The sequence below is a fragment of the Paenibacillus sp. WLX2291 genome (assembly GCF_046603665.1).
Taxonomy (GTDB): domain Bacteria; phylum Bacillota; class Bacilli; order Paenibacillales; family Paenibacillaceae; genus Saccharibacillus.
In genome coordinates, this window is the sequence record NZ_CP176755.1 from 1,465,235 (window position 1) to 1,485,828 (window position 20,594).

The following is a 20,594-nucleotide window of genomic DNA, read 5'->3' on the forward strand; positions in this document are numbered from 1 at the left end:
ACGCTGAAAAAGAAAGCTGAAAAAGAAAATAGAGACGATCCAATCCATGCTTATGCGCGTCGCGTCTAAACAGTGATGAATATGTCTCTATACTTTTAGATTACCCATTTGTAGGGACATGTCAAGCACCTTTGTTGCCATTTGCCATCGCTTGTGGATAGTGAATAATGCTGAACCGCGCACCGCCAAGCGTCGAAGGGCTATACACCAGATCAGCATGCAGACGGGTCGCAATTTGCTTGCTGATTGCCAGCCCCAAGCCGGTCACTCCATTCGTCCCGGTGTAGAAGCGGCGAAAGATATGTTCTCGCTCCGATTCCGCCAAGCCAGGTCCATCATCATCAATATGCATGATCCAATCCGCCACACCATCATCTGGGCATTCCAGTATCATCTTGACCTGAGATGCGCTGTGTCGAACTGCATTTTGCAGCAAATTGAGCAAAATCTGAAATAGCTGTTCCGCCGCAATCGGTACGGTATGCGATACACCTTCTGCGTGCAGCTGTATGCCATGCTGACGAGCCGCTGGTAGCAGGAGATAGACGGCTTCTTCTGCCATACTTTTCAGATCGACTTCGGTGATCGGCCATTCCTCATCCACACTTTCCAACCGGGATAGCTGAAGCAGCTTGCTAACCATATCGATCAGTCGCTGCGATTGAGCAGAGATTACATCCAATCCTTGTTCTACCGGCATCACTTGATCCTGAATCGCATACACATAGCCCTGAATCGACATGAGCGGTGTCTTTAACTCATGCGATACATTTTGCAGAAATTCCAGCTGATGCCGATGATGCAGCTGTAGCCGATCCGCCATCACTTGAAAGGTGCTGATCAGCTCACCAATCTCTGTATGATCCGCCTGCAAAAAAGGCTCCCGGTTCATCAGATGTGGCTCATACTGACTGACCGCTTCCTTGAGCCGATTGAGCGGCTGCACGGTACGCCAGACGGCAAACAATCCAATCAGCAAAATGACGATAAAGCTCGCTGCAATCGATAGCATCGTCGTTCGCATTAACGGAATATACAGAGCGCGTAGCGAAGAGAGCGGAGAGTAGAGGATGACTCGAAACGGCTGATGCGACAGCTTGGCTTCGCTGTATAGCACTTTGCTGCCGCTGATCTGCATAATGCCTTCGCGACCTGTTGGAAAGTTGGGCAAGGTTTTGCCAACCTGACCGGAGTTGCTAGACGCAATAATTTTGTCATGCGTATCCAGCACAAAATAATCGGCATAAAACAGCACATCTTTAATAAAAAAGCGAAAGCTATCGCTATCCAGACTGTCCAGATCATCCGCATTGACCATATGCGCAGCTTTCATCGTCTGATCCTGCAACTGCTGCTTGACCTGATTGAGCAAAATGTCGTCCAGCAGTCGAATAAAGAAGAAGCCAGTAATGCCAACCGTCACCAGCATACCCGCCAGCAGAGCAATTAGCATTTTGCCACGGATCGTCTTCATGGATGATGCACCGCCGCTTTGTAGCCAAAGCCCCATACGGTATCAATCGTGAGCGTCGAATGATGCTGGGACAGCTTTTTGCGAATACGTTTGACCAGATCATCGACAACGCGTACCTCGCCGAAAAAATCATAATTCCACACTTGCTGAATCAACTGCTCGCGGCTGAATGGGCGATCCAGATGCTGCGCCAAGAATAACAGCAATTCAAATTCACGCCCGGTTAGCGATAGCTCCTGCTCCTGTACATGCACGCGCCGGAATTCCTCTGACAGCTGCACATTGCCTGCACTCATATACGAAGCATGCTGTGGCATAGCGTTGCCGGGAAGAACAGGGATCGGTGTATCGACCGCATTCAGCTCGTTGCCTACGGCAATTCGCGTGCTACGGATAAGGCGTAGCATGCTTTTCACCCGTGCGACTAGCTCGCGTGGATTAAACGGCTTGCTTAGAAAATCATTACAGCCCAGCTCCAGCCCATTCAGTCGATCCACTTCTTCTCCGCGCGCGGATATGATGATGATCGGCATCTCGGTAAACGTACGCAGCTCGGTTAGCAGGGTCAATCCGTCAATGCCTGGCAGCATAATATCGAGAATAAGGCAATCAGGATGCTCGCTTTTCACCTGCTCGACCAGCTCGCGACCATGAGCGAATGAGGTTACTTCATATTGTTCTTTTTTCAAATAGCCAGTAATCAGCTGCAAAATATAATGATCGTCATCAACGACAAAAATACGGGTCATGGAGTCACCTCGAAATGAAGATTTACATATGTCACTTTTAATGTATCAGATGACAGGGGACAAGATCAAAGCTGTGAAGATGACAAAAAAGTAAAGAAAAAGACGGAACTCCGGGGGAAGTTCCGTCTTTTTATGGCGAGTTTTTCCACCTGTCAATCAGGGCATCGACAGGAGATTGAATCAACATCAAACGCAGGGAGCCTTTGGAGCATGTGGTCAATGGATAGAAAGGAAAGATCCAGGGGTAGGATCAAGCCTCATGTTTATTTGTGGGATGTTGTTTTACCTGTTGTTTTGCTAGTAGTTGTACCTTTTTTAACCGGTGCTGTTTGGTGAGTAGTCACTTTGCCTTTGTGAGCTGCTTTTTTGGTAGTGTGAGCTGCTTTTTTGTGAGCTGCGCTTGCTTTGTGTGCAGCTGCTTTTGTTTTATGCGCGGTTGCTTTTGTTTTGTGCGTCGTTGCAGTTGCTTTGTGAGTCGCTGTTTTACTAGTTTTCTTTTTGCCAGTTGTTGCTTTGTGTGTTGCAGTTGCTTTTTTATGGTCAGCTGTTGTTGTTTTACCCGTGGACTTGGTTGTTGCAGCTGTCGCTTTGTGAGTCGATGCTACAGGTGTTTTGGAAGTTGTTTTCGCTGTTGCAGCTGGTGTTGTTTTGGTCGCTGTTGCGGAAGTGGAAACCACTTTTTTCACTGGCGTTGTTGTGGCAGGAGTTGCTGCGAATACGCTGCTTGCTCCACCGAGTACACTCACTGCTGTCAGTAATGCTGCTACATTTTTTGTCCATTTTTTCATGGGTAGGTCACCTCGTTAATAGATTTGTTTGCCATCGAAGTTGCTTCTGCCGTCAGGTACGCTGTCGTCTTCACGGTTGGTGAAGCGGTGCGCCCTGTCGGCAAAGTGTATTGTCAACTGCTGATGTAAGATCATCTTAACAAGGGATTATGTGAGAACAATGGGAGAGATGTGTGAAAAGTATATGAAATTCAATTATCGCTGTACTGCCCGTTTGCGGGTCATCAGCCAGAACAGGATAGTGATCGCTAACGGGTACAGAATCGCCCAACCGGTAAATGGAAACACAATCAGTGTAAATGCAAACGAGATGCCGCTAATCCAGCGTCCAACCTTTTCCTTCCATAACAAGCGTACGCCGGCAGCACAGCCTGCCAGATACGTCAGAATGAAAGCGGAGTTCGGCAATTGTAATAACAATTCAAGCTTGAGCAGACCTGTCGCATACAGAGATAGAATGATCACAAAGCAGCTTCCGAGAAAAGCGATGCCTACTGTCGGTGTGCGAAAGCGCGGTGACAGGTGGCTGAATGGACGGGCGGCATATCCGCTGCGGGACAGTGCGAAGGCGACGCGAGATGCAGCACCGATATAAGCGACTGTAGTCGCTGTACAGATACAGGCAGCGGTCAGACCGGATAAGACGGCACCCCAGATGCCGAGTCGGCTACCGATCAGATGAACGAGCGAAGCGTCCGCATCGTTGAGATAGCTCTGCGTGCCAATCGTAACGATGGCAGTGAGTAAGTATAGCAGCCCGACGATGGAAGCGGCGATTATGACGCCGCGTACGGCTGCCTTTTGCGGATCTTTGAATTCTTCAGACAGATGCGATACCGCTTCCCAGCCGATAAAGCACCAGAACAACATCGCTGCCGATTGACCGACACTGAACCAGCCATGCGGCATGAATGGTGTGAAGTTAGATACTTTCATATCCGGGATGGCGACGACAATCGCAAGACCAAGCACAAGAATAATTGCGCCGACAACTGCGACTTGAATTTTACCGGCAAGCTGAAAGCCAATCCAATTGATTAATAGACTGAACAGCAGCAGGGCGGCGGCAATCGTGATGCGTATCGGTTCACTCCAGCCGAGCGCTGCGGTCAAATAACCGGCACCAGTTAGTGCAGCGACTGGCGCACCAATCGGCACCGACATCAGGAAAAACCAGCCGATCAGCGCGCCCAGCCGTGGACCAAAGGCAAGCGAGACAAAATGCGATACACCGCCAGCATTAGGATAACGCGCTGATAGCAGTCCCATGGACAAGGCGAGCGGTAAAATGAGCAGTGCCATACATATCCAGGCGATAATCGCGGATGGACCTGCCATACGAGCGGTAATGCCGGGCGTAATCAGAATACCGGAGCCAATAACTGCACCGATATATAGTGCGACTGCTTGCGGCATATTGATCGTTCTACCAAGATGAGCGTTCTGATTCCCGGTTGACGTAGAAGAGGGATGCGATGGGGCGGCTGTAGTGGCACCCGATCCAGAATTGTGCGAAAAGGTCATATATTTCCCTGCTTTCCTTGTTATTTGTTCCAGCGTAGCAGATAATAGACTCATCGGTAAAACGGATATAACGAATGCTGACCATCGGTATTTCCGATGGGAGAGATGATAGATATGGAAAAGGAGAGATGCAGCATGGAATCTCGTCATTTGTTTACATTTCTGACGGTAGTGGAGACGGGAAGTTTTACGGCAGCTGCGCGCAAGCTGGATTATGCGCAGTCCAGTGTTACCGCGCAAATTCAGTCGTTGGAGCAGGAGCTGGGTACGCCGCTATTTGACCGGATTCATAAACGGATTTTGCTGACGGATGCGGGGCGGCGTTTGCAGCCGTATGCGCAGGAGATTTCACGCATGCACAATTTGGCACGCGAAGCGATTGTATCGGGCGATCAGATCGGCGGGGTGCTGCATATCGGTGCGCCCGAATCGCTGGCGGCATTTCGCCTACCGCCCATTATTAAGGAGTTCCGGCAGCAGTATCCGTCGGTGCAAATTATTTTGAAGCCGGGTGCGTGTGAGGAGCTGCATGAGATGCTGCGGCGAGGCGAGCTGGATATTGTCTTTTTGCTGCAACCGCATATGGAAGATTACGAATTAAAAGTCGATATGCTTGTGGAAGAGGAGATGGCACTGGTCGCACCGCCGGATCATCCGCTGGCAATATTGTCCCATGTGGAGCCGCATCATCTGCGGTACGAGACGATTCTATATACCGAAGCAGGTTGCAATTATCGACTGTTGTTTGAGAAGACGCTGAATCGGCACGGCGTTTTCCCAGATCCAAGTATCGAATTTTGGAGCAATGAAGCGATCAAGCAATGTGTGATGGCAGGTCTGGGGCTTGCCTTCCTGCCGCTTATTACGGTAGAACGCGAGTTGCAAGAGGGGAAGATGGTTGCGCTGAACTGGGACGATACCGATCAACGCGTCTGCACCCATATTAGCTATCATACGAAAAAGTGGCAATCGCCTGCGCAGAGCCGCTTCGTCCAGATGACTCATCAGCATGCTGAACGCTGGCGCCAATCTGTAGAATTGGCACATAGCCAACTGTAAGCTGACAATCGTGAGTGGCGATACCTTGACGACTATTTGGTTGCAAGTTGATGATCGTTGGTAGCAAGCATGCACAGGATTGGCTAGTTAATCTACCAAATGATTCATACACAGTGTGACGGAATATCCACTGTTCATGAGACTTCAAAAAGCCAATCCGGCTGCACCTGCTAGCCGGATTGGCTTTTTATCGTTATTCCATACGTTTACTATGCAGGACTAAGCACTCGCTGAAGATCACTTCTTCTCTTCCAGATGATTCTCCGGTCTTCGCAGCTCGGATCGTTCAAAATCAACCGCCGCCAATCCCAATCGAATCAGAATGATCAGCATAACGCCTGTACCTACGACCAGATAGATCATCGTAAAATATTTTGCCAGATCCGATTGCGGACTCAGATTGGTATCTACCCCGGTTGGAATCAGACTGACAAATGAAAAATAAAACGCGTCCAAGATCGACCAGCCTTCCGTACTCCGATAAAATATCGTGCCCGACAGCAGAATAAACAGCAGCGTCGTAATGAGCGAGCGGAACAGTGGTTCTTTGCCTACTTTGAACAATGCTTGAATCAATCGCTTCAATGTTAATAAAAATGAGATCATCGCCCGTTTCCTTTCTATAGATAGATTCCTGTCTAGTTCGATTTTGGTATGGATTGTATTAGAGTATATCGTACCGCAAAAGTCATCGACAGACATACCTCTCCTTATATTCATAACCACTTTCGCTATTGTTTTATTGTAAACGCTTCCAAATATATCTAAAATGAGTGTGAAATCCACCGCGGACGATTTCGATACGATATGAAGGAGGGGTACGATTGTGAGAAAAGGCAATCTATTTTCCCGGTCTAACTGGGCGGCAGGGCTGGCGTTGTTGCTATTGTTCACCGGTTTGAGTCTGGGCGCGCAACAAGCACAGGCAGCAAGTGTGACGATTACGAACGGTACAGACTGGAAGGATACTGCTGGTAATGCTATCCAAGCGAACAGCGGCAATATTCTCAAAGTCGGTTCTACATACTACTGGTATGGCGAGCATGCAACTAACGGCACCTTTGACAAAGTGAATGTGTACAAATCCACCGATCTCAAAAACTGGACGTTTGGCAATAGCATCCTGACCAAAAGCTCTGCTACCGAACTGAACTCCAGCAAAATCGAACGTCCAAAAGTGATCTACAATGCTTCTACCAAAAAATATGTGTTATGGGCGCATTATGAGAATGGCAGCGACTATTCGCTTGCCCGTGTAGCTGTCGCAACTAGCGATACACCGGATGGTAATTTTACGTATCAAGGCAGCTTCCGCCCATTGGATTATGAATCCCGTGATATGACCGTTTTCGTCGATACCGATGGCAAAGCATATCTGATTACTGCTTCCCGTCAAAATAACGGCGGTGCCAACAACTCTATGGCGATCTTCCAATTGAACGCCGCGTATACCAATGTATCTTCCTTTGTCGGCTGGGTGTTTGAAGGCGCGTACCGTGAAGCACCAGCAGTTGTGAAAAAGGGCAGTGCCTACTATCTGTTCACTTCGCAGGCATCCGGCTGGTATCCGAATCAAGGTGCATATGCTACATCCAGCTCCATGACGGGCACATGGTCGGCATTGTCACCATTTGGCGATCCGTCCGCTTATGCAACCCAGATTCATTCCATCGCCACGATTACCGGCAGTGCAGGCACCAGCTACATCTATATGGGTGACCGCTGGAATCCACTAAATCTGAGCGATCACAAATTCATCTGGTTGCCGCTTACGCTTAACGATAGCGCTCGTACCGCTACACTGAACTGGTATAGCAGCTGGAATATTGATGCAGCAGCCGGTACGATCACCACACCAGCGCTGACCAATCACGCGCAAGGCAAAACGGCAACTGCTATCTCATCCGCCAGTGCCAGCCCAGCATCCAATGCCAATGACGGCAATGCACAAACATCATGGGCAGCGTCTTCCGCTACATGGCCTGCATGGTGGCAAGTCGATCTCGGTTCCGCCAAAAAGGTCAGCGAGATCGATATCTCGTGGTTTATGTACAAAGGATCTGAAGGCTATTACAAATACAAAATCGAATACAGTACCGATGGTGTCAACTACACAACCATCGACCGTACGACCAATACAACGTATGGGTTTACAACAGATGCAGTCTCCTTTACCGCCCGTTATGTACGTATTAATATGGTGAACGCCGTATTGCACAACAATCCGAACAACTGGTATACGCCAACCTTGCACGAAGTGCGAGTGTATGGAAACTGATTGATCTTCTACGCAACTGCCTTATCATTAGAGAGCACATACAGAACACAGACAAAAGACCACATTTCGTTGTCATGACGAAGTTTGGTCTTTTGCTATTATCACAATACATATTCAAACTGAATTATTAGTAACTTTTTGTTGCTATTATACTAAAAGTAAGTTATATTCGTATTATCTTAATATCAAAGTATAGATGAAGCGTGCAGGACAAACAACCAAAATCACTTGATACCATCTACATGTGTACCTACAGCACTTCATCTGGCATATGCGTAAACCCACGTTCTTATCCTACATACATCGCACGCATCAGCCAGAACACAAATATTTCATTGCTAAATAAATAACTATTGGACAAGGGGATAAGAATCATGAGTGAACTTACACAGATTATGAAACAAAGACGGTCAGCTAATAAATTTTTGCAGGATGTATCTGTCAGCCAACATGAGCTGGATGAGATTTTTGATCTGGTGAAATACAGTCCGTCCGCCTACAATTTGCAACATGCGCATTATGTTGTAGTGCAGGATGAAGAGAACAAAAACAAACTGTACGACGCTGCTTATAAACAATATAAAGTACTGACTTCTTCGGCAGTTGTGATCGTACTTGGTCATCTGGATGCACATTTGAACGCACCGCAAATCTATGAAGGGCTGCTGCATCTTGGTGTGCTGAACCAACAGGAATTTGATCAAATGGTAACTACAACGCAGGATGCTTACGAGCAGCAGGGCGAACCTTTTAAACGCGATGAAGCAATTCGTAATGCCAGTCTGTCGGCAATGTCGTTTATGCTGGCTGCTAAGGACAAAGGCTGGGATACTTGCCCGATGATCGGTTTCGATGCACAGGCAGTATCACAAGCGCTGAATATTCCAGATCGTTATGTGCCAGTCATGATGATTACGCTGGGCAAAGAAGATACGAGCAGTCAGCGTGTACGTGGCTACCGCAAACCGGTTGGAGAATTTGTTAGTTACGATCATTTTTGATTTTTGTTTTGAGCAGTAGTTTGATTACTATACAATTCATGAATATATAGAAAAAGTAGATTTCTCTAATATACAAAAGAACAAAAGACCTGTATCGCAGTAAAGCACGATTTTCGCATAATGGAGAATCTTTTGCAGCCTTACAGGTCTTTATTGCGCTATATACATAAGCTATTCTCGAAACAACGGTTTACAAATAGCATAATATCATCTAAAATACGTTCACAATAAACTGACATTGACGGGCATTGATACTATGTACAAACATGCCCCAAAGCTTTATGGCTTGAAAGGAGTAAAGCATGAATCAGATTCAACAAATGATCGATCATTACGGAGTGATGATTCTGGACGGCGCGATGGCGACCGAACTGGAAAAGGAAGGTGCACATCTGAACGATGAGCTATGGTCGGCACGACTGCTACTGGATAACCCGGAAGCAATCGCACGCGTACATACGCGGTATTTTGAAGCTGGAGCGGACTGTGCGATTACAGCGAGTTATCAGGCGACGGTAATTGGATTTATGCAGCATGGATTGAGTGAGCATGAAGCGGTGGAGATGATAGATCGTTCGGTGCAACTTGCAGTAGAGGCGCGCGACGAGTTCTGGAATCGATACACCGCGGAGCAGGCGGAAGCGCTATCGACTGGTGCTGCCGCATCGTCAACGTCTCCCGCACGCCCCAAGCCGCTAGTTGCCGCATCGGTTGGTCCATATGGTGCTTATCTCGCAGATGGCTCTGAATATCGCGGTGATTATGGCAAAACAGAGCAGGAGCTGTTCGACTTTCATTATGACCGTATCCGTATTCTGATTGAGGCAGGCGCGGATATTCTAGCATGCGAGACGATTCCATGTCTGGTGGAAGCACAGGCGATTGCGCGTGTGTTGCAGCATTTCCCCGGTGTGTATGCTTGGATTAGCTTTAGCGGTAAGGATGGGCAGCATATTAGTAATGGCGAAACGGTAGCACAATGTGCATCATGGCTAGAATCACAAGAGCAGGTAGCAGCGATTGGTATCAATTGCACAGCGCTGGAGCATATTCCGTCCTTGATTACTCAGTTAAAGCAACATACATCCAAGCCGATCATTGTCTATCCTAATTCCGGCGAGCAATACGATCCGGTAACCAAAACATGGCATGGTCAGGCGTGTGATCATGTATATGGACAGGATGCACAACAATGGTATGAGCTAGGAGCGCGGCTAATTGGTGGCTGCTGCCGAACAACGCCGGACGATATTGCAAGCATACAGGCTGCCTTGCGACCGAATGTGAACTGAGGAGAGACTGAGGAGAGGTAGGAGATCATGTCATTGGAACCGACGCAAACGAAGGCATCAAAGAAACAGAGCAATACTGAACAACAGGAAGGACAATTTCAACGTAAAATGAAAAGCCGACATCTGGTTATGCTATCGCTTGGCGGCGTTATCGGCACCGGGCTGTTTCTCAGCTCCGGCTATACGATCAATCAGGCAGGTCCACTCGGTACGATTATCGCTTATCTGGTCGGCGCATTAGTCGTCTATCTGGTCATGCTCTGTCTGGGTGAGCTATCGGTACATCTGCCAGTGACGGGAGCATTTCATACGTATGCGGCACGGTTTATCGGACCAGGCACTGGCTATATGATCGCCTGGATGTATTGGTTGACGTGGGCGGTGGCGCTCGGTTCGGAATTTACGGCAGCCGGATTGCTAATGCAGCGCTGGTTTCCAGACAGCTCGGTCTGGCTGTGGAGCGGAATGTTTGCAGTGCTGGTATTTTTGCTCAATGCCTTTTCGGTACGGTCGTTTGCCGAAGCAGAATTCTGGTTTTCGGGCATTAAGGTAGCGGTCATTCTTGTCTTTATCGTATTGGGCGGTGCGGCAGTATTCGGGCTGCTGCCGATGAAGGAGTCGGGTGGTGCGCCGTCATTGTCCAATTTTACGAGTGATGGCGGGCTGTTCCCGAATGGCATTTTCCCGATCTTTATGGCGATGCTGTCGGTGAACTTTGCTTTTTCCGGTACAGAGCTGATCGGGATTGCAGCGGGCGAAAGTGTCGATCCGGAGAAACATATCCCGCGTGCGATCAAAGCAACTGTCGGACGTCTGATCATCTTCTTCGTCGGTACGATCTTCGTACTATCGGCGCTTATCCCGTGGCGACAGGCGGGCGTGATTGAAAGTCCGTTTGTGATGGTATTTGACCGGATCGGGATTCCGTATGCGGCGGATCTGATGAACTTTGTCATTATCACCGCACTGCTATCAGCGGCAAACTCTGGCTTGTATGCCTGCTCGCGCATGTTATGGTCGTTATCGTCAGAGCGTCTGTTACCACCGGTATTCGGCAGACTGACACGCGCAGGCATTCCGCTGAATGCGATGATCTTCAGTATGATCGGCGGCGGATTGGCACTGCTGACGAGTGTGATTGCGCCAGATACGGTGTATATTTTCCTCGTATCGGTATCCGGGTTTGCGGTCGTTGTCGTCTGGATGGGCATCTCGGCATCGCATTATATGTTCCGCCGTCAATATGTGCGGGAAGGGAACCGAATCGAGGATCTCAAGTATCGCGCGCCGCTATATCCATTCGTGCCGATTGCAGCATTCGTACTCTGTCTGGCGTCGTGTATCGGCATTGCCTTTGACCCGAATCAAAGTCTGGCATTTTATTGCGGACTAGCGTTTATGGTGCTGTGTTATGCCGCTTATTTTGTACAGAAAAAGTTGCAAAGTCAGAATATGGGCAACCACAATTAAAAAAGCAACGAGTACACATCGTAAAAAAGCACACGCTCTCCGAAGGGTTTCGGAAGGCGTGTGCTTTTTGTTTATCGGTATTACGGATATGAAGGAATGAAATCCCTCTCATCGTGATCGCATCTCGATCAAGTTCAACGCATCATCTGCGTTATACCGAATCCTTTGAAAGGATACATTAGTTAATGCTGTACGCGTAGTGGTATAGAGTACTAATATCTGCATTCAGCAATGTACCGTTACTGCGGAATGTGATTGGAATAATATCATAGTAGTGCGTCGACACCGGTCCACGATACGTAAGCTGACCAGCAGCTGCTCCGATATTCATCGGCACCGAGAAATAACCTAGGCTGTCCGTTGTACCTTCAATCGTAACAGAGTGATTACCGACTTTGGTCGTTACGTTAATCGAAACGAGACCATTGGAAACCGGATTGCCCGTTGCGTCGAATGCACGTCCATTGACTGTAATGTTATAACCAACACGCCATTTCTTACCTTGACCATAATCGATAAAGCCTTGTACACCACGATCGGAAGTGATTCCGCTAACCGCTACGCGTGTAATCGCTGCACTTTGATAATTGACACTTAATGTGTACGGCGTTGTAATATCGAAAGTGGATGGCGCATACACTTGAATGTAATACGTGCCTGCCGGAAGCGTAATCTGTCCATTGTTGTTTTGTTTTAATGAACCGAGATTTTGCAAGTTCGCATTCCATAGTTGAATAATGTATTCACCATTTGCCGAAGTATTGTTCAGGCGCAGATTTACTTTGCTCTGAGCATTGAGGGTGATTTTGCTCCAATCTTCATCCAGTAGATTATCGATATTTTGCTGACTTGTGAATGCAGTTGTTCCGCGATCCTTGGCGAAGAATGGATTATCATCTGGTTCGCTCTTATCATAGCTATCCGACAGCGTTGTGAACAAAGTGAATGGATTGCTTGTATCTGCCCCTTGATAAGAAGTGACGCTGATAAAGTAATATCCCGACGTAGCAAGATGGCTCAACAATTCGTATTGACCTGCACCTTTGGCGGAATACGATACTTGCTCCAGCGTAGAATTGGTGGTGTTCAAACGATACAGTGTCAGATCATAATCTACATTACTTGTTCCGGTCGATAAAAAAGCAGTTAATTTCAACGTACTGGCTACATTCACATAATACCAGCGTGCGCCGCCCTGCTGATCGATATAACCGGAAACAGCAGTGCCAGTATTAATCAATTGTGCAGTATCCGGTGACGTATTGCTGCCGTAGGTATCATCTGTTGCAGTAGCGGCGGCAAAGCTGCGGGCAGATGGAGTATTCGACAGTGGGATGTTTTGCGCCGGTGTGGATTTGCTGTTATGTACGGTGGCGGGTTGAACATTGGTGGATAACGGCTGCACGGTCTGATTTTTTTGAATCGTAGTTCCAGAACTGCTCTGCGCTAGTGCGCTTGGACTCATACCAGCAATACCAATAGATAAGGCAAGAGCTGCTACGCTCATTAACTTCAATTTCATGTAATAATCTCCTTTAATATGGATTTAATGACGATTTCAGTATAAATCGAAAATAGAAGATGTCAACCATTTTTTATACATAAAGTCCTAAAGTATCCAGCAGTAACGAATGAAATCGTGGTTCTTTGGACATGTTTGTGAATACAGCGGAGAGGCAACTTATGAATCTGCGAGACGGGTGTATTATTGATTGCAGGGAGTGAATAATAGCTATCCGCGGCAATATACAGACGTTATTGCATCGCCATTATGAGTGAACAAGCATGACCTGCTTATCCTATATATACAGCCTTTATAGCTTACAACATTGCATATGCAAATCTCGGCAAAAGCTGGGAAAATCCCCCCTCATCGGTTATAATAAAAATAAAGAAAGCAGACCAGGCAGGTACTCCTACTTACTGGGCTGCTTTTTGCCGTCTGTGCCAGCGTCTGGCTGTAAACAAGCATATATGAGGCATATATTTTGACGTCAGCGGCACGGATTAGAGCGTTATGGAGATACATGACAGCATCTGCGAAGATGATTATGGATTTTATATGGACAATGATACTGGTCAGTCAAGTTTAGATAGATAGGAGTTTTGAATATGAGCGTACAGGCGCCTGTGATGCAGCAGGCTCAGGAATTGCTGCAAAAATATTTTGGGTATGAAGATTTTCGGGAAGGTCAGCGCAAGATTGTCGGCAGTTTGCTGGATCGCCACGATACGCTTGGAATTATGCCGACTGGTGGCGGTAAATCGATCTGTTATCAGATTCCTGCACTCGTGAACGATGGCGTCACGCTGGTCATTTCACCATTGATCTCCCTGATGAAAGATCAGGTGGATGCGCTGGAAGCAGCTGGTGTGGCAGCAGCTTATATTAACAGCACACTGAGCGGACGCGAGGTGAATCAACGCATCAATGCCGCGCGACGTGGCGAGTTGAAGCTGTTGTATGTGGCGCCGGAGCGATTGGAGCTGGATTGGTTTCGCGAAGAGATGAACGGTGTGAATATTACTTGCCTTGCAGTCGATGAGGCACACTGTGTATCCCAGTGGGGGCATGATTTTCGGACAAGTTATCTGGAAATTGCACCGTTTGTTGATCAGATGCCGCAGCGTCCGATTGTAGCGGCATTTACAGCGACGGCGACACCGGAAGTACGCAGCGATATTTTGCGTTTGCTGCAATTGAAGCAGCCGGAAGTATTCATTACCGGGCTGGGACGGGATAATCTGTCGATGTCGGTATTACGCGGTACACAGCGTAAGGAATTCGTAATTGATTACGCGCGTACTCATGAGAGTGAATCGGGTATTATTTATGCCGCTACTCGCAAGGATGTGGATGATCTGTACAGCCGCTTGCTGAGCAGTGGTGTACAGGCGGGACGATATCATGCGGGCATGAGCGACGACGAACGGGATAGCAGTCAGGAAGCTTTTTTGTATGACGATATTCGGGTAATCGTGGCAACGAATGCTTTTGGGATGGGGATCGACAAGTCGAACGTGCGGTACGTCATCCACTATAATATGCCCAAAAATATGGAAGCCTACATTCAGGAAGCTGGTCGTGCAGGGCGTGACGGCGATCCGAGTGAATGTATTTTGCTGTTCAGCCCGCAGGACATTATGACCCAGAAGTTTCTGCTGGAGCAGAATATGAATGAAGGCGAGCGCAAGCATAACGATTATCGCAAAATGCAGCAAATGATCGACTATTGCTATACGACCAAATGTCTGCGCAATGCGATGCTGGACTATTTTGGCGAAGAACATGCGGCAGAGCCGTGCGGACAATGTAGCTCCTGCCGCGATAGTCGTGAGCTGGTTGATACGACAATTGAAGCGCAAAAGATCTTTTCATGCATTTATCGTCTGCGTGAGCGCTTTGGTGTATCGGTTGTCGCGCAAGTGCTCAAAGGCTCGCGCAACAAAAAAATTCTGCAATACAAATTCGACGAGCTGCCTACGCATGGTCTGCTATCGCATTTGACGGAGAAGGAAATCTCCGAGCGCATCAATGTACTGGCGGCGGAAGGCTATCTGCTGCTCACCGAAGGTCAGTATCCTGTCGTCAAATTACAGCCGCTAGCAGGCGATGTGCTCAAGGGGCAACACAAAGTGATGCAACGTGCACCAATGCCAGTCGCCGCATCGGCAGATCGCACATCGGGCAGTCGTTCCCGTTCCGGTGGCGACGAGCTGTCTGCGGTAAATGAAACGATCTTCGAGCAATTGCGCCTGATTCGACGTGAATTGGCTTCTCGCGAAGGCGTGCCATCGTATATCATTTTCAACGATGCGACATTGCGCGAGATGAGCGTAGTCGAGCCACAAAGTGAAGGCGAGATGCTCACCGTCAAAGGGGTCGGCGAAGTGAAGTATCGCAAATACGGCGAACCATTCCTTGCCTTTTTCCAAAAGAAGACGATGGAGGAGAACAGCACGTTCGGAGACGAATATTAAGTCAATTGCAACGAGGATCGTATCCGTGAATTGGAGTCTGGCATGGTGAACATAACAGCGAAGCGATATTCCATTTAACGATCTATTGAATCTCAAAACGTACGTGTATACAAACGTAGCAATGCCGACGCATAAGTATCGCTGATAGGTAATGAACTAACAAACCCGCGCTTTACGAAAAGATGCTGCCATCCAAGCAATGAGAAGACATGCCTATTGGGCAGTTTCATTGTAGGGTGCAGCAATCATTTCGTAGAACGCGGGTTTTTGATTGGAGTTTGGCTATTATAGATTCTGCGTATCCGATAGCGATTGCAATCGGTACTCACTTGGACTCATGCCATATTGCTGACGGAACAATCGGCTAAAATGAGCGGCATCGTTAAATCCCCAGCTCAGTGCGATGTCCATCACTGTTCGGTGCAGCTGCCGACGATCCGCCAGCATACGAGCAGACTGCTGCAAGCGCTGATGCCGAATACATGCTGCGACCGACTGCCCTTCCGCTTCAAACAGCCGATGCAAATATCGAAGCGAAATGCCGAGATGGGCAGCAATCGCCGCCGGGCTCAATTGATGATCATTCAGATGTGCCGCGATATACGAATGCGCTGCTGTCCGATGAGCTAGCGCCAATGAATCGGTTTCTATCCTTGGTCGGTCGGCACCTTCAGCGAGATATAGCGCCGTCGATAATAGATCGACAATGCTGTCTGACACCCGTAACCGAGTCGCTGGATCAAAATGATGATACGTAGACGATACCGTCCGCAAAAAGCTCGATACCATCATCGTCACCGGATGCTGTCCTGGCATGCGCAGGGAGGTCAATTGCTCGGCATGCGTATGACGGTTTAATAGCAGCTGACGCGGCAATCGAAACACAATCTGCTGAAAGGGCTGTTCAAAATGAAGCACATACGGACGAGTCGTATCATATAATACAAAGTCACCCGGTTCTAAATTGGCTTCCCGTTTATCCTGCGACGTATAGCCATGCCCCGATACTTGCAAACTAAGTAGAAAATATTCCTCATTTGCCCGTGCAATCTGTTGTCGCGACCGAATCACATGCTGCGGATCGGAGAGAACGTCCGTGATCTGCAATTGCTCCAGCTGCCCAATCTCCAACCGCCCCGCAAAATCCGGTCGTACCGACAGATTATCCGCATCCAGTTGTACAAACACATCGCACAACGTTTCCCGCCAGTACGCGAATTGTTCGCGCTCCTTAACCTGTTCGGTTGATAAAATGGTCGTCATCTCGTTCCCTCCGTTTATCCGTAGATTACATACGATTATAGGAAAAATAAATAGAAAGTCAATGCTATACATTACCTAATGAGTCAACTAATATTACATATAAACATGAAAAATAGGGATAATGAGAAAATAAAATGAAAACAAAACTATGTATTCTCTATTTGTGCACAAAACGGCAAGTATCTGTACACGCATAGTCAAGACCTTAACACGAAGCGGAAATATAATGTTCATAAGCAGCAGATGATCCTCAAGCATCGCAAACGATCATCTGAACCCATACCTATATTGCAGGAGGAATGAATATGACAACTTTTCCGAACTATCGTGTAGCCGCTGTACAGGCATCCCCGGTGATGCTCGATTTGGATGCAACCGTAGACAAAACATGTCGACTGGTCGATGAAGCTGCCGCGGGTGGTGCGAAGCTGATTGCGTTTCCCGAAGCATTTATCCCCGGTTATCCGTGGTGGATCTGGATGGGTGATACGAATTACGGCATGAAATACTATATCGATCTGTACAAAAATGCAGTCGAGATTCCCGGTCTGGCAGTGCAAAAGCTCAGTGCCGCTGCGCGTCGTAACGGTGTCTACTTCTGTGTATCGGTAACGGAAAAGGATGGCGGATCACTCTATCTGACGCAGCTCTGGTTTGATCCAGACGGCAATCTGATTGGCAAACACCGCAAGCTGAAAGCGACCAATGCGGAGAAAACGATCTGGGGCGATGGCGACGGTAGTATGATGCCCGTATTCGAAACCGAGCTGGGCAATCTGGGTGGATTACAATGTTGGGAGCATATGCTGCCGCTTAATATTGCGGCGATGGCCTCGATGAACGAGCAGGTACATGTCGCTTCATGGCCGATTGGCTTACCATACGATGGGCATCTGTTCGGAGTAGAGCCGTGTGTTACTGCAAGTCGTTATTATGCGATGAGCAATCAGGTATTTTGCCTCGTATCTTCGCAAATCTGGACACAGGAGCAATGTGACCGTATTTGTGAAACAGAAGAACAGAAGCAATTTATGCAGCCGGGACATGGGTTTGCACGTATTATCGGTCCGAACGGCAAAGACATCGGCAATTCACTGGAGCATGACGAAGAGGGCATTATTTATGCTGATATCGATCTGGAACAGCTCATCCCGGGCAAATTCCTGATCGATAGTGCAGGGCATTATTCTACACCGGGCTTCTTGTCTCTGTCCTTTGACCGCACGGAGCATAAGCCGATCAAGCATATCGGCAGCGGTGCACAGAAGGTAATTGGTTATGACAGTATTCAATATGATCAGGATGTGCTCGTAAAATAAGATCATCTATAGCCGAACAGCAATAAGGGGAACCTACCTATATGGTGGTTCCCCTCATTGCTGTTTATTGTGCATTCATTCGTGATCAGGCATACGGTACATAGTTACGCTTATACTCGTTACCTTGCCATTGATTCGAAGAAGCTTTATTTTATTTCTCCTGTGCAATTAAGCCGTTTTGCGGCGGAACAGCAGTTGATCCAGCGACCAGCCGGTATTGTTGCTCACTGCCAAATACAGAGCGACCAGAATGAACGACAGATCCAGCTCGTAACCCGCCATTTGACCGTTACCCATCAGACCAGCAGACAGTTTCACCGTGAAGATGGCGCCGAGCAGAACGATAATTAGCAGAATCGATACATAACGTGTGAACAGACCGATGATCAGCAGAATACCGCCAACCAATTCAATCGGGGATACGATATAAGCAAGGAAACCGGGGATGCCAACGCTTTGGAACCAGCCGGATACACCCGCCATCGTCATTTGGAATTTACTTATGCCGTGAGCGAGAAATAGAATACCAAGCACAACACGCATAATAGTCGATACAACTGTTACTTTCATCATTGAACACTCCTTTAATAAATTGATTACTAAAAGTAATTTACAACCTGTTTGCTAGTATGTCAATACAAATATTATCTTTGTGTATATAATATTCGTGTAAGTAATATTTGTTGCGTTAACAAAAACAGTTGTAACCAAGCGGAATACAGGTGTCGGGAAGAGTCATTTTCTGTTCTTTTTGTATTATCTAAATTGTTAGATTTATGACTGTGAGTAAGGTGTTATTTTACTGTAAGGACAATGATTGCCTTCCTATTCCCTCAACGGTATCATTAGAACACACGCGGTTCATCCCGTATATGTAAAGGAGAAACCTGACCATGGATATCGGTTCGACCATTCGTACGATCCGTAAACGGAAAAATATTACGATTGCTGCCATTTGTGAGCAAACCGGGTTGTCTCAAGGCTTTATGAGCCAACTCGAAAACAATAAAACATCGCCTTCTATCGCTACATTAGAAAGTATTGCCCGCGCGTTAAATGTGCCGCTTGCCTATTTGCTGTTAAGCAAAGAAGAACGCATGCATATCGTCCGTCAGGAAGAACGTCGACTGACTTCCGGTGGCGGTCAGCCGATGGAAGTGTATGAGCTAGGTGTGACGCGTAATATGCGTGCCGTACTGGTAGAGCTGCCGCCGGGGCGTTCCAGTTCGGAAGCGGCGATTGCGCATGAAGGCGAGGAGATTCATACAATCGTGGAAGGACGCATCCGAGTCGAATATGGCGTGGATAGCGCGGAGTTGCAAGCTGGCGATTCCTTTAGCTGGAACGCCGTAGTGCCGCACCGAGTGACCAACATCGGGGAAGAAACAGCGCGCGTGTTGATCTCGGTCTATCGGGAAATGGAATGGAAGTGGGATGTATGAGCAGGCTATTTGATGTGTATATCGGCATCGATTACTCCGGTGCCGACAAACCAGATGCGCCTATCAAAGGATTGGCGGTTGCCGTCGCAGATGGAGCAGAGGAATGCCGTCTGCTATCTGCACAGGTCGTCAACAAAGCCAAAGGGCAGGCAGTATCATCTACAGTCCCCAACACTCAAGTTCCCCAAACCGTATCTCTATCAGACGCCAGCAGTCCATCATCGAAACGGGATGGCAAGATGCCGTCATCCAAATCCAGCTTGTGGTCACGCCGCAGCATATATGAGTGGTTACGTCGTGAATTGCTGCATAGCAATAAGCGTATGATCATCGGACTCGATTATGGTTTATCGTATCCGCATAGTCAGTTGGAGCGACTACAGTTGCAGAATTGGGATGAGTTTTTGCAATGGAGTTATACGACGTGGAAGACAGATCGGCTGACGATGAAGCAAAGCAAGGAGCAGGTCGATTATATCAATTCCACTGACAAACGCTTAGTAGAGCGCGAATTCATCCCATCCACCAAAAGCGTCACCGATCTGGATCGCGTCTCCGGCATGCAAGGCGCCGTATCATATTCTACACACACTGGATTACCATGGATCTATCGACTGCGCCGCTGGCAAAAGCGCGGCATGAAGGTACATTTCTGGCCGTACGACGGACTGCACATGCCCGCTGATCATCATGTGATTACCGAAGCGTACCCATCACTGTACCGTCGCCGGATGATGAAGGAGCATTGGAGCGCTGAATGGAGCGAACACGAACGTGACGCAATGTACATCGCCCGCTGGATGCAATCGCGCGATCTGGAGCAGACACTGGCACCTTATCTGGCATTGCCAACATTAAGCGAGCAGGAGAAGCAGTTGATTTTGCGTGAAGGCTGGGTGTTGGGGTGTTTGTGAAAAATATCAATTTGGATTGCTTGGTAAGTATATATAAAGA

General features: G+C 47.9%; 17 protein-coding genes. 9 read left to right on the plus strand and 8 right to left on the minus strand.

The annotated features are described in order from the left end of the window. Positions 1–121 precede the first annotated feature (121 nt). The 4 genes from ACDE64_RS06335 to ACDE64_RS06350 all read right to left on the minus strand — a co-directional run bounded on the left by ACDE64_RS06335 (position 122) and on the right by ACDE64_RS06350 (position 4,427). Positions 122–1,474, minus strand: a complete 1,353-nt coding sequence (locus tag ACDE64_RS06335; protein ID WP_411349386.1) for a sensor histidine kinase — start codon at positions 1,472–1,474, stop codon at positions 122–124. Continuing rightward, complete coding sequence (locus ACDE64_RS06340; protein WP_411349387.1) at positions 1,471–2,223, minus strand: response regulator transcription factor; 753 nt, start codon at positions 2,221–2,223, stop codon at positions 1,471–1,473. The genes ACDE64_RS06335 and ACDE64_RS06340 overlap by 4 nt, the downstream gene beginning before the upstream one ends. Before the next feature lie 263 nt (positions 2,224–2,486). After that, a complete protein-coding gene (locus ACDE64_RS06345; RefSeq protein WP_411349388.1) occupies positions 2,487–3,011 on the minus strand; it encodes a hypothetical protein in 525 nt (174 codons plus the stop codon). A 195-nt stretch (positions 3,012–3,206) separates the two neighbouring features. Continuing rightward, the gene (locus tag ACDE64_RS06350) at positions 3,207–4,427 is read right to left on the minus strand and encodes an APC family permease (RefSeq protein ID WP_411350241.1); all 1,221 of its coding nucleotides are present in this window, start codon (positions 4,425–4,427) and stop codon (positions 3,207–3,209) included. A 243-nt stretch (positions 4,428–4,670) separates the two neighbouring features. On the opposite strand from ACDE64_RS06350, the gene ACDE64_RS06355 reads away from it, so the two are divergent. Beyond that, positions 4,671–5,594 carry a LysR family transcriptional regulator gene (locus ACDE64_RS06355; RefSeq protein WP_411349389.1) on the plus strand — a complete coding sequence of 308 codons (924 nt, stop codon included), beginning with the start codon at positions 4,671–4,673 and terminating at the stop codon, positions 5,592–5,594. 237 nt (positions 5,595–5,831) lie between these two features. On the opposite strand, the gene ACDE64_RS06360 is transcribed toward ACDE64_RS06355, so the two are convergent. Then, positions 5,832–6,200 (minus strand): potassium channel family protein, encoded by a 369-nt coding sequence (locus tag ACDE64_RS06360; RefSeq protein WP_411349390.1) that lies wholly within the window; start codon positions 6,198–6,200, stop codon positions 5,832–5,834. 265 nt (positions 6,201–6,465) lie between these two features. Here ACDE64_RS06360 and ACDE64_RS06365 point away from each other — a divergent pair, with 265 nt between their 5' ends. The 4 genes from ACDE64_RS06365 to mmuP all read left to right on the plus strand — a co-directional run bounded on the left by ACDE64_RS06365 (position 6,466) and on the right by mmuP (position 11,635). Continuing rightward, positions 6,466–7,872 (plus strand): family 43 glycosylhydrolase, encoded by a 1,407-nt coding sequence (locus tag ACDE64_RS06365; RefSeq protein ID WP_411350242.1) that lies wholly within the window; start codon positions 6,466–6,468, stop codon positions 7,870–7,872. 374 nt (positions 7,873–8,246) lie between these two features. Further along, complete coding sequence (locus tag ACDE64_RS06370) at positions 8,247–8,873, plus strand: nitroreductase family protein (protein WP_411349391.1); 627 nt, start codon at positions 8,247–8,249, stop codon at positions 8,871–8,873. Positions 8,874–9,175: 302 nt separating this feature from the next. Then, positions 9,176–10,165, plus strand: a complete 990-nt coding sequence (gene mmuM, locus ACDE64_RS06375; protein WP_411349392.1) for a homocysteine S-methyltransferase — start codon at positions 9,176–9,178, stop codon at positions 10,163–10,165. A gap of 27 nt (positions 10,166–10,192) precedes the next feature. Further along, positions 10,193–11,635 (plus strand): S-methylmethionine permease, encoded by a 1,443-nt coding sequence (gene mmuP, locus ACDE64_RS06380; RefSeq protein ID WP_411349393.1) that lies wholly within the window; start codon positions 10,193–10,195, stop codon positions 11,633–11,635. Positions 11,636–11,813: 178 nt separating this feature from the next. On the opposite strand, the gene ACDE64_RS06385 is transcribed toward mmuP, so the two are convergent. After that, complete coding sequence (locus ACDE64_RS06385; protein WP_411349394.1) at positions 11,814–13,157, minus strand: carboxypeptidase regulatory-like domain-containing protein; 1,344 nt, start codon at positions 13,155–13,157, stop codon at positions 11,814–11,816. Positions 13,158–13,747: 590 nt separating this feature from the next. On the opposite strand from ACDE64_RS06385, the gene recQ reads away from it, so the two are divergent. Next, positions 13,748–15,616 (plus strand): DNA helicase RecQ, encoded by a 1,869-nt coding sequence (gene recQ / locus ACDE64_RS06390; RefSeq protein WP_411349395.1) that lies wholly within the window; start codon positions 13,748–13,750, stop codon positions 15,614–15,616. A 285-nt stretch (positions 15,617–15,901) separates the two neighbouring features. Here the strand turns inward: recQ and ACDE64_RS06395 are convergent, their stop codons facing one another. Then, on the minus strand, positions 15,902–16,879 hold the full coding sequence (locus tag ACDE64_RS06395; RefSeq protein ID WP_411349396.1) for a helix-turn-helix domain-containing protein: 978 nt from the start codon (positions 16,877–16,879) through the stop codon (positions 15,902–15,904). A gap of 305 nt (positions 16,880–17,184) precedes the next feature. Between ACDE64_RS06395 and ACDE64_RS06400 the strand changes: the two genes are divergently transcribed. After that, positions 17,185–18,198, plus strand: a complete 1,014-nt coding sequence (locus ACDE64_RS06400; protein WP_411349397.1) for a carbon-nitrogen hydrolase family protein — start codon at positions 17,185–17,187, stop codon at positions 18,196–18,198. 168 nt (positions 18,199–18,366) lie between these two features. Here the strand turns inward: ACDE64_RS06400 and ACDE64_RS06405 are convergent, their stop codons facing one another. Then, entirely contained in the window at positions 18,367–18,771 is a 405-nt protein-coding gene (locus ACDE64_RS06405; RefSeq protein ID WP_411349398.1) for a DoxX family protein, read from the minus strand. Between the two features lie 320 nt (positions 18,772–19,091). Here ACDE64_RS06405 and ACDE64_RS06410 point away from each other — a divergent pair, with 320 nt between their 5' ends. Further along, positions 19,092–19,640, plus strand: a complete 549-nt coding sequence (locus ACDE64_RS06410; RefSeq protein ID WP_411345654.1) for a helix-turn-helix domain-containing protein — start codon at positions 19,092–19,094, stop codon at positions 19,638–19,640. Beyond that, positions 19,637–20,554, plus strand: coding sequence for a hypothetical protein (locus tag ACDE64_RS06415; protein WP_411349399.1), 918 nt, complete (start codon positions 19,637–19,639; stop codon positions 20,552–20,554). Before ACDE64_RS06410 ends, ACDE64_RS06415 begins: the two co-directional genes overlap by 4 nt. The last annotated feature ends 40 nt before the right edge of the window (positions 20,555–20,594 follow it).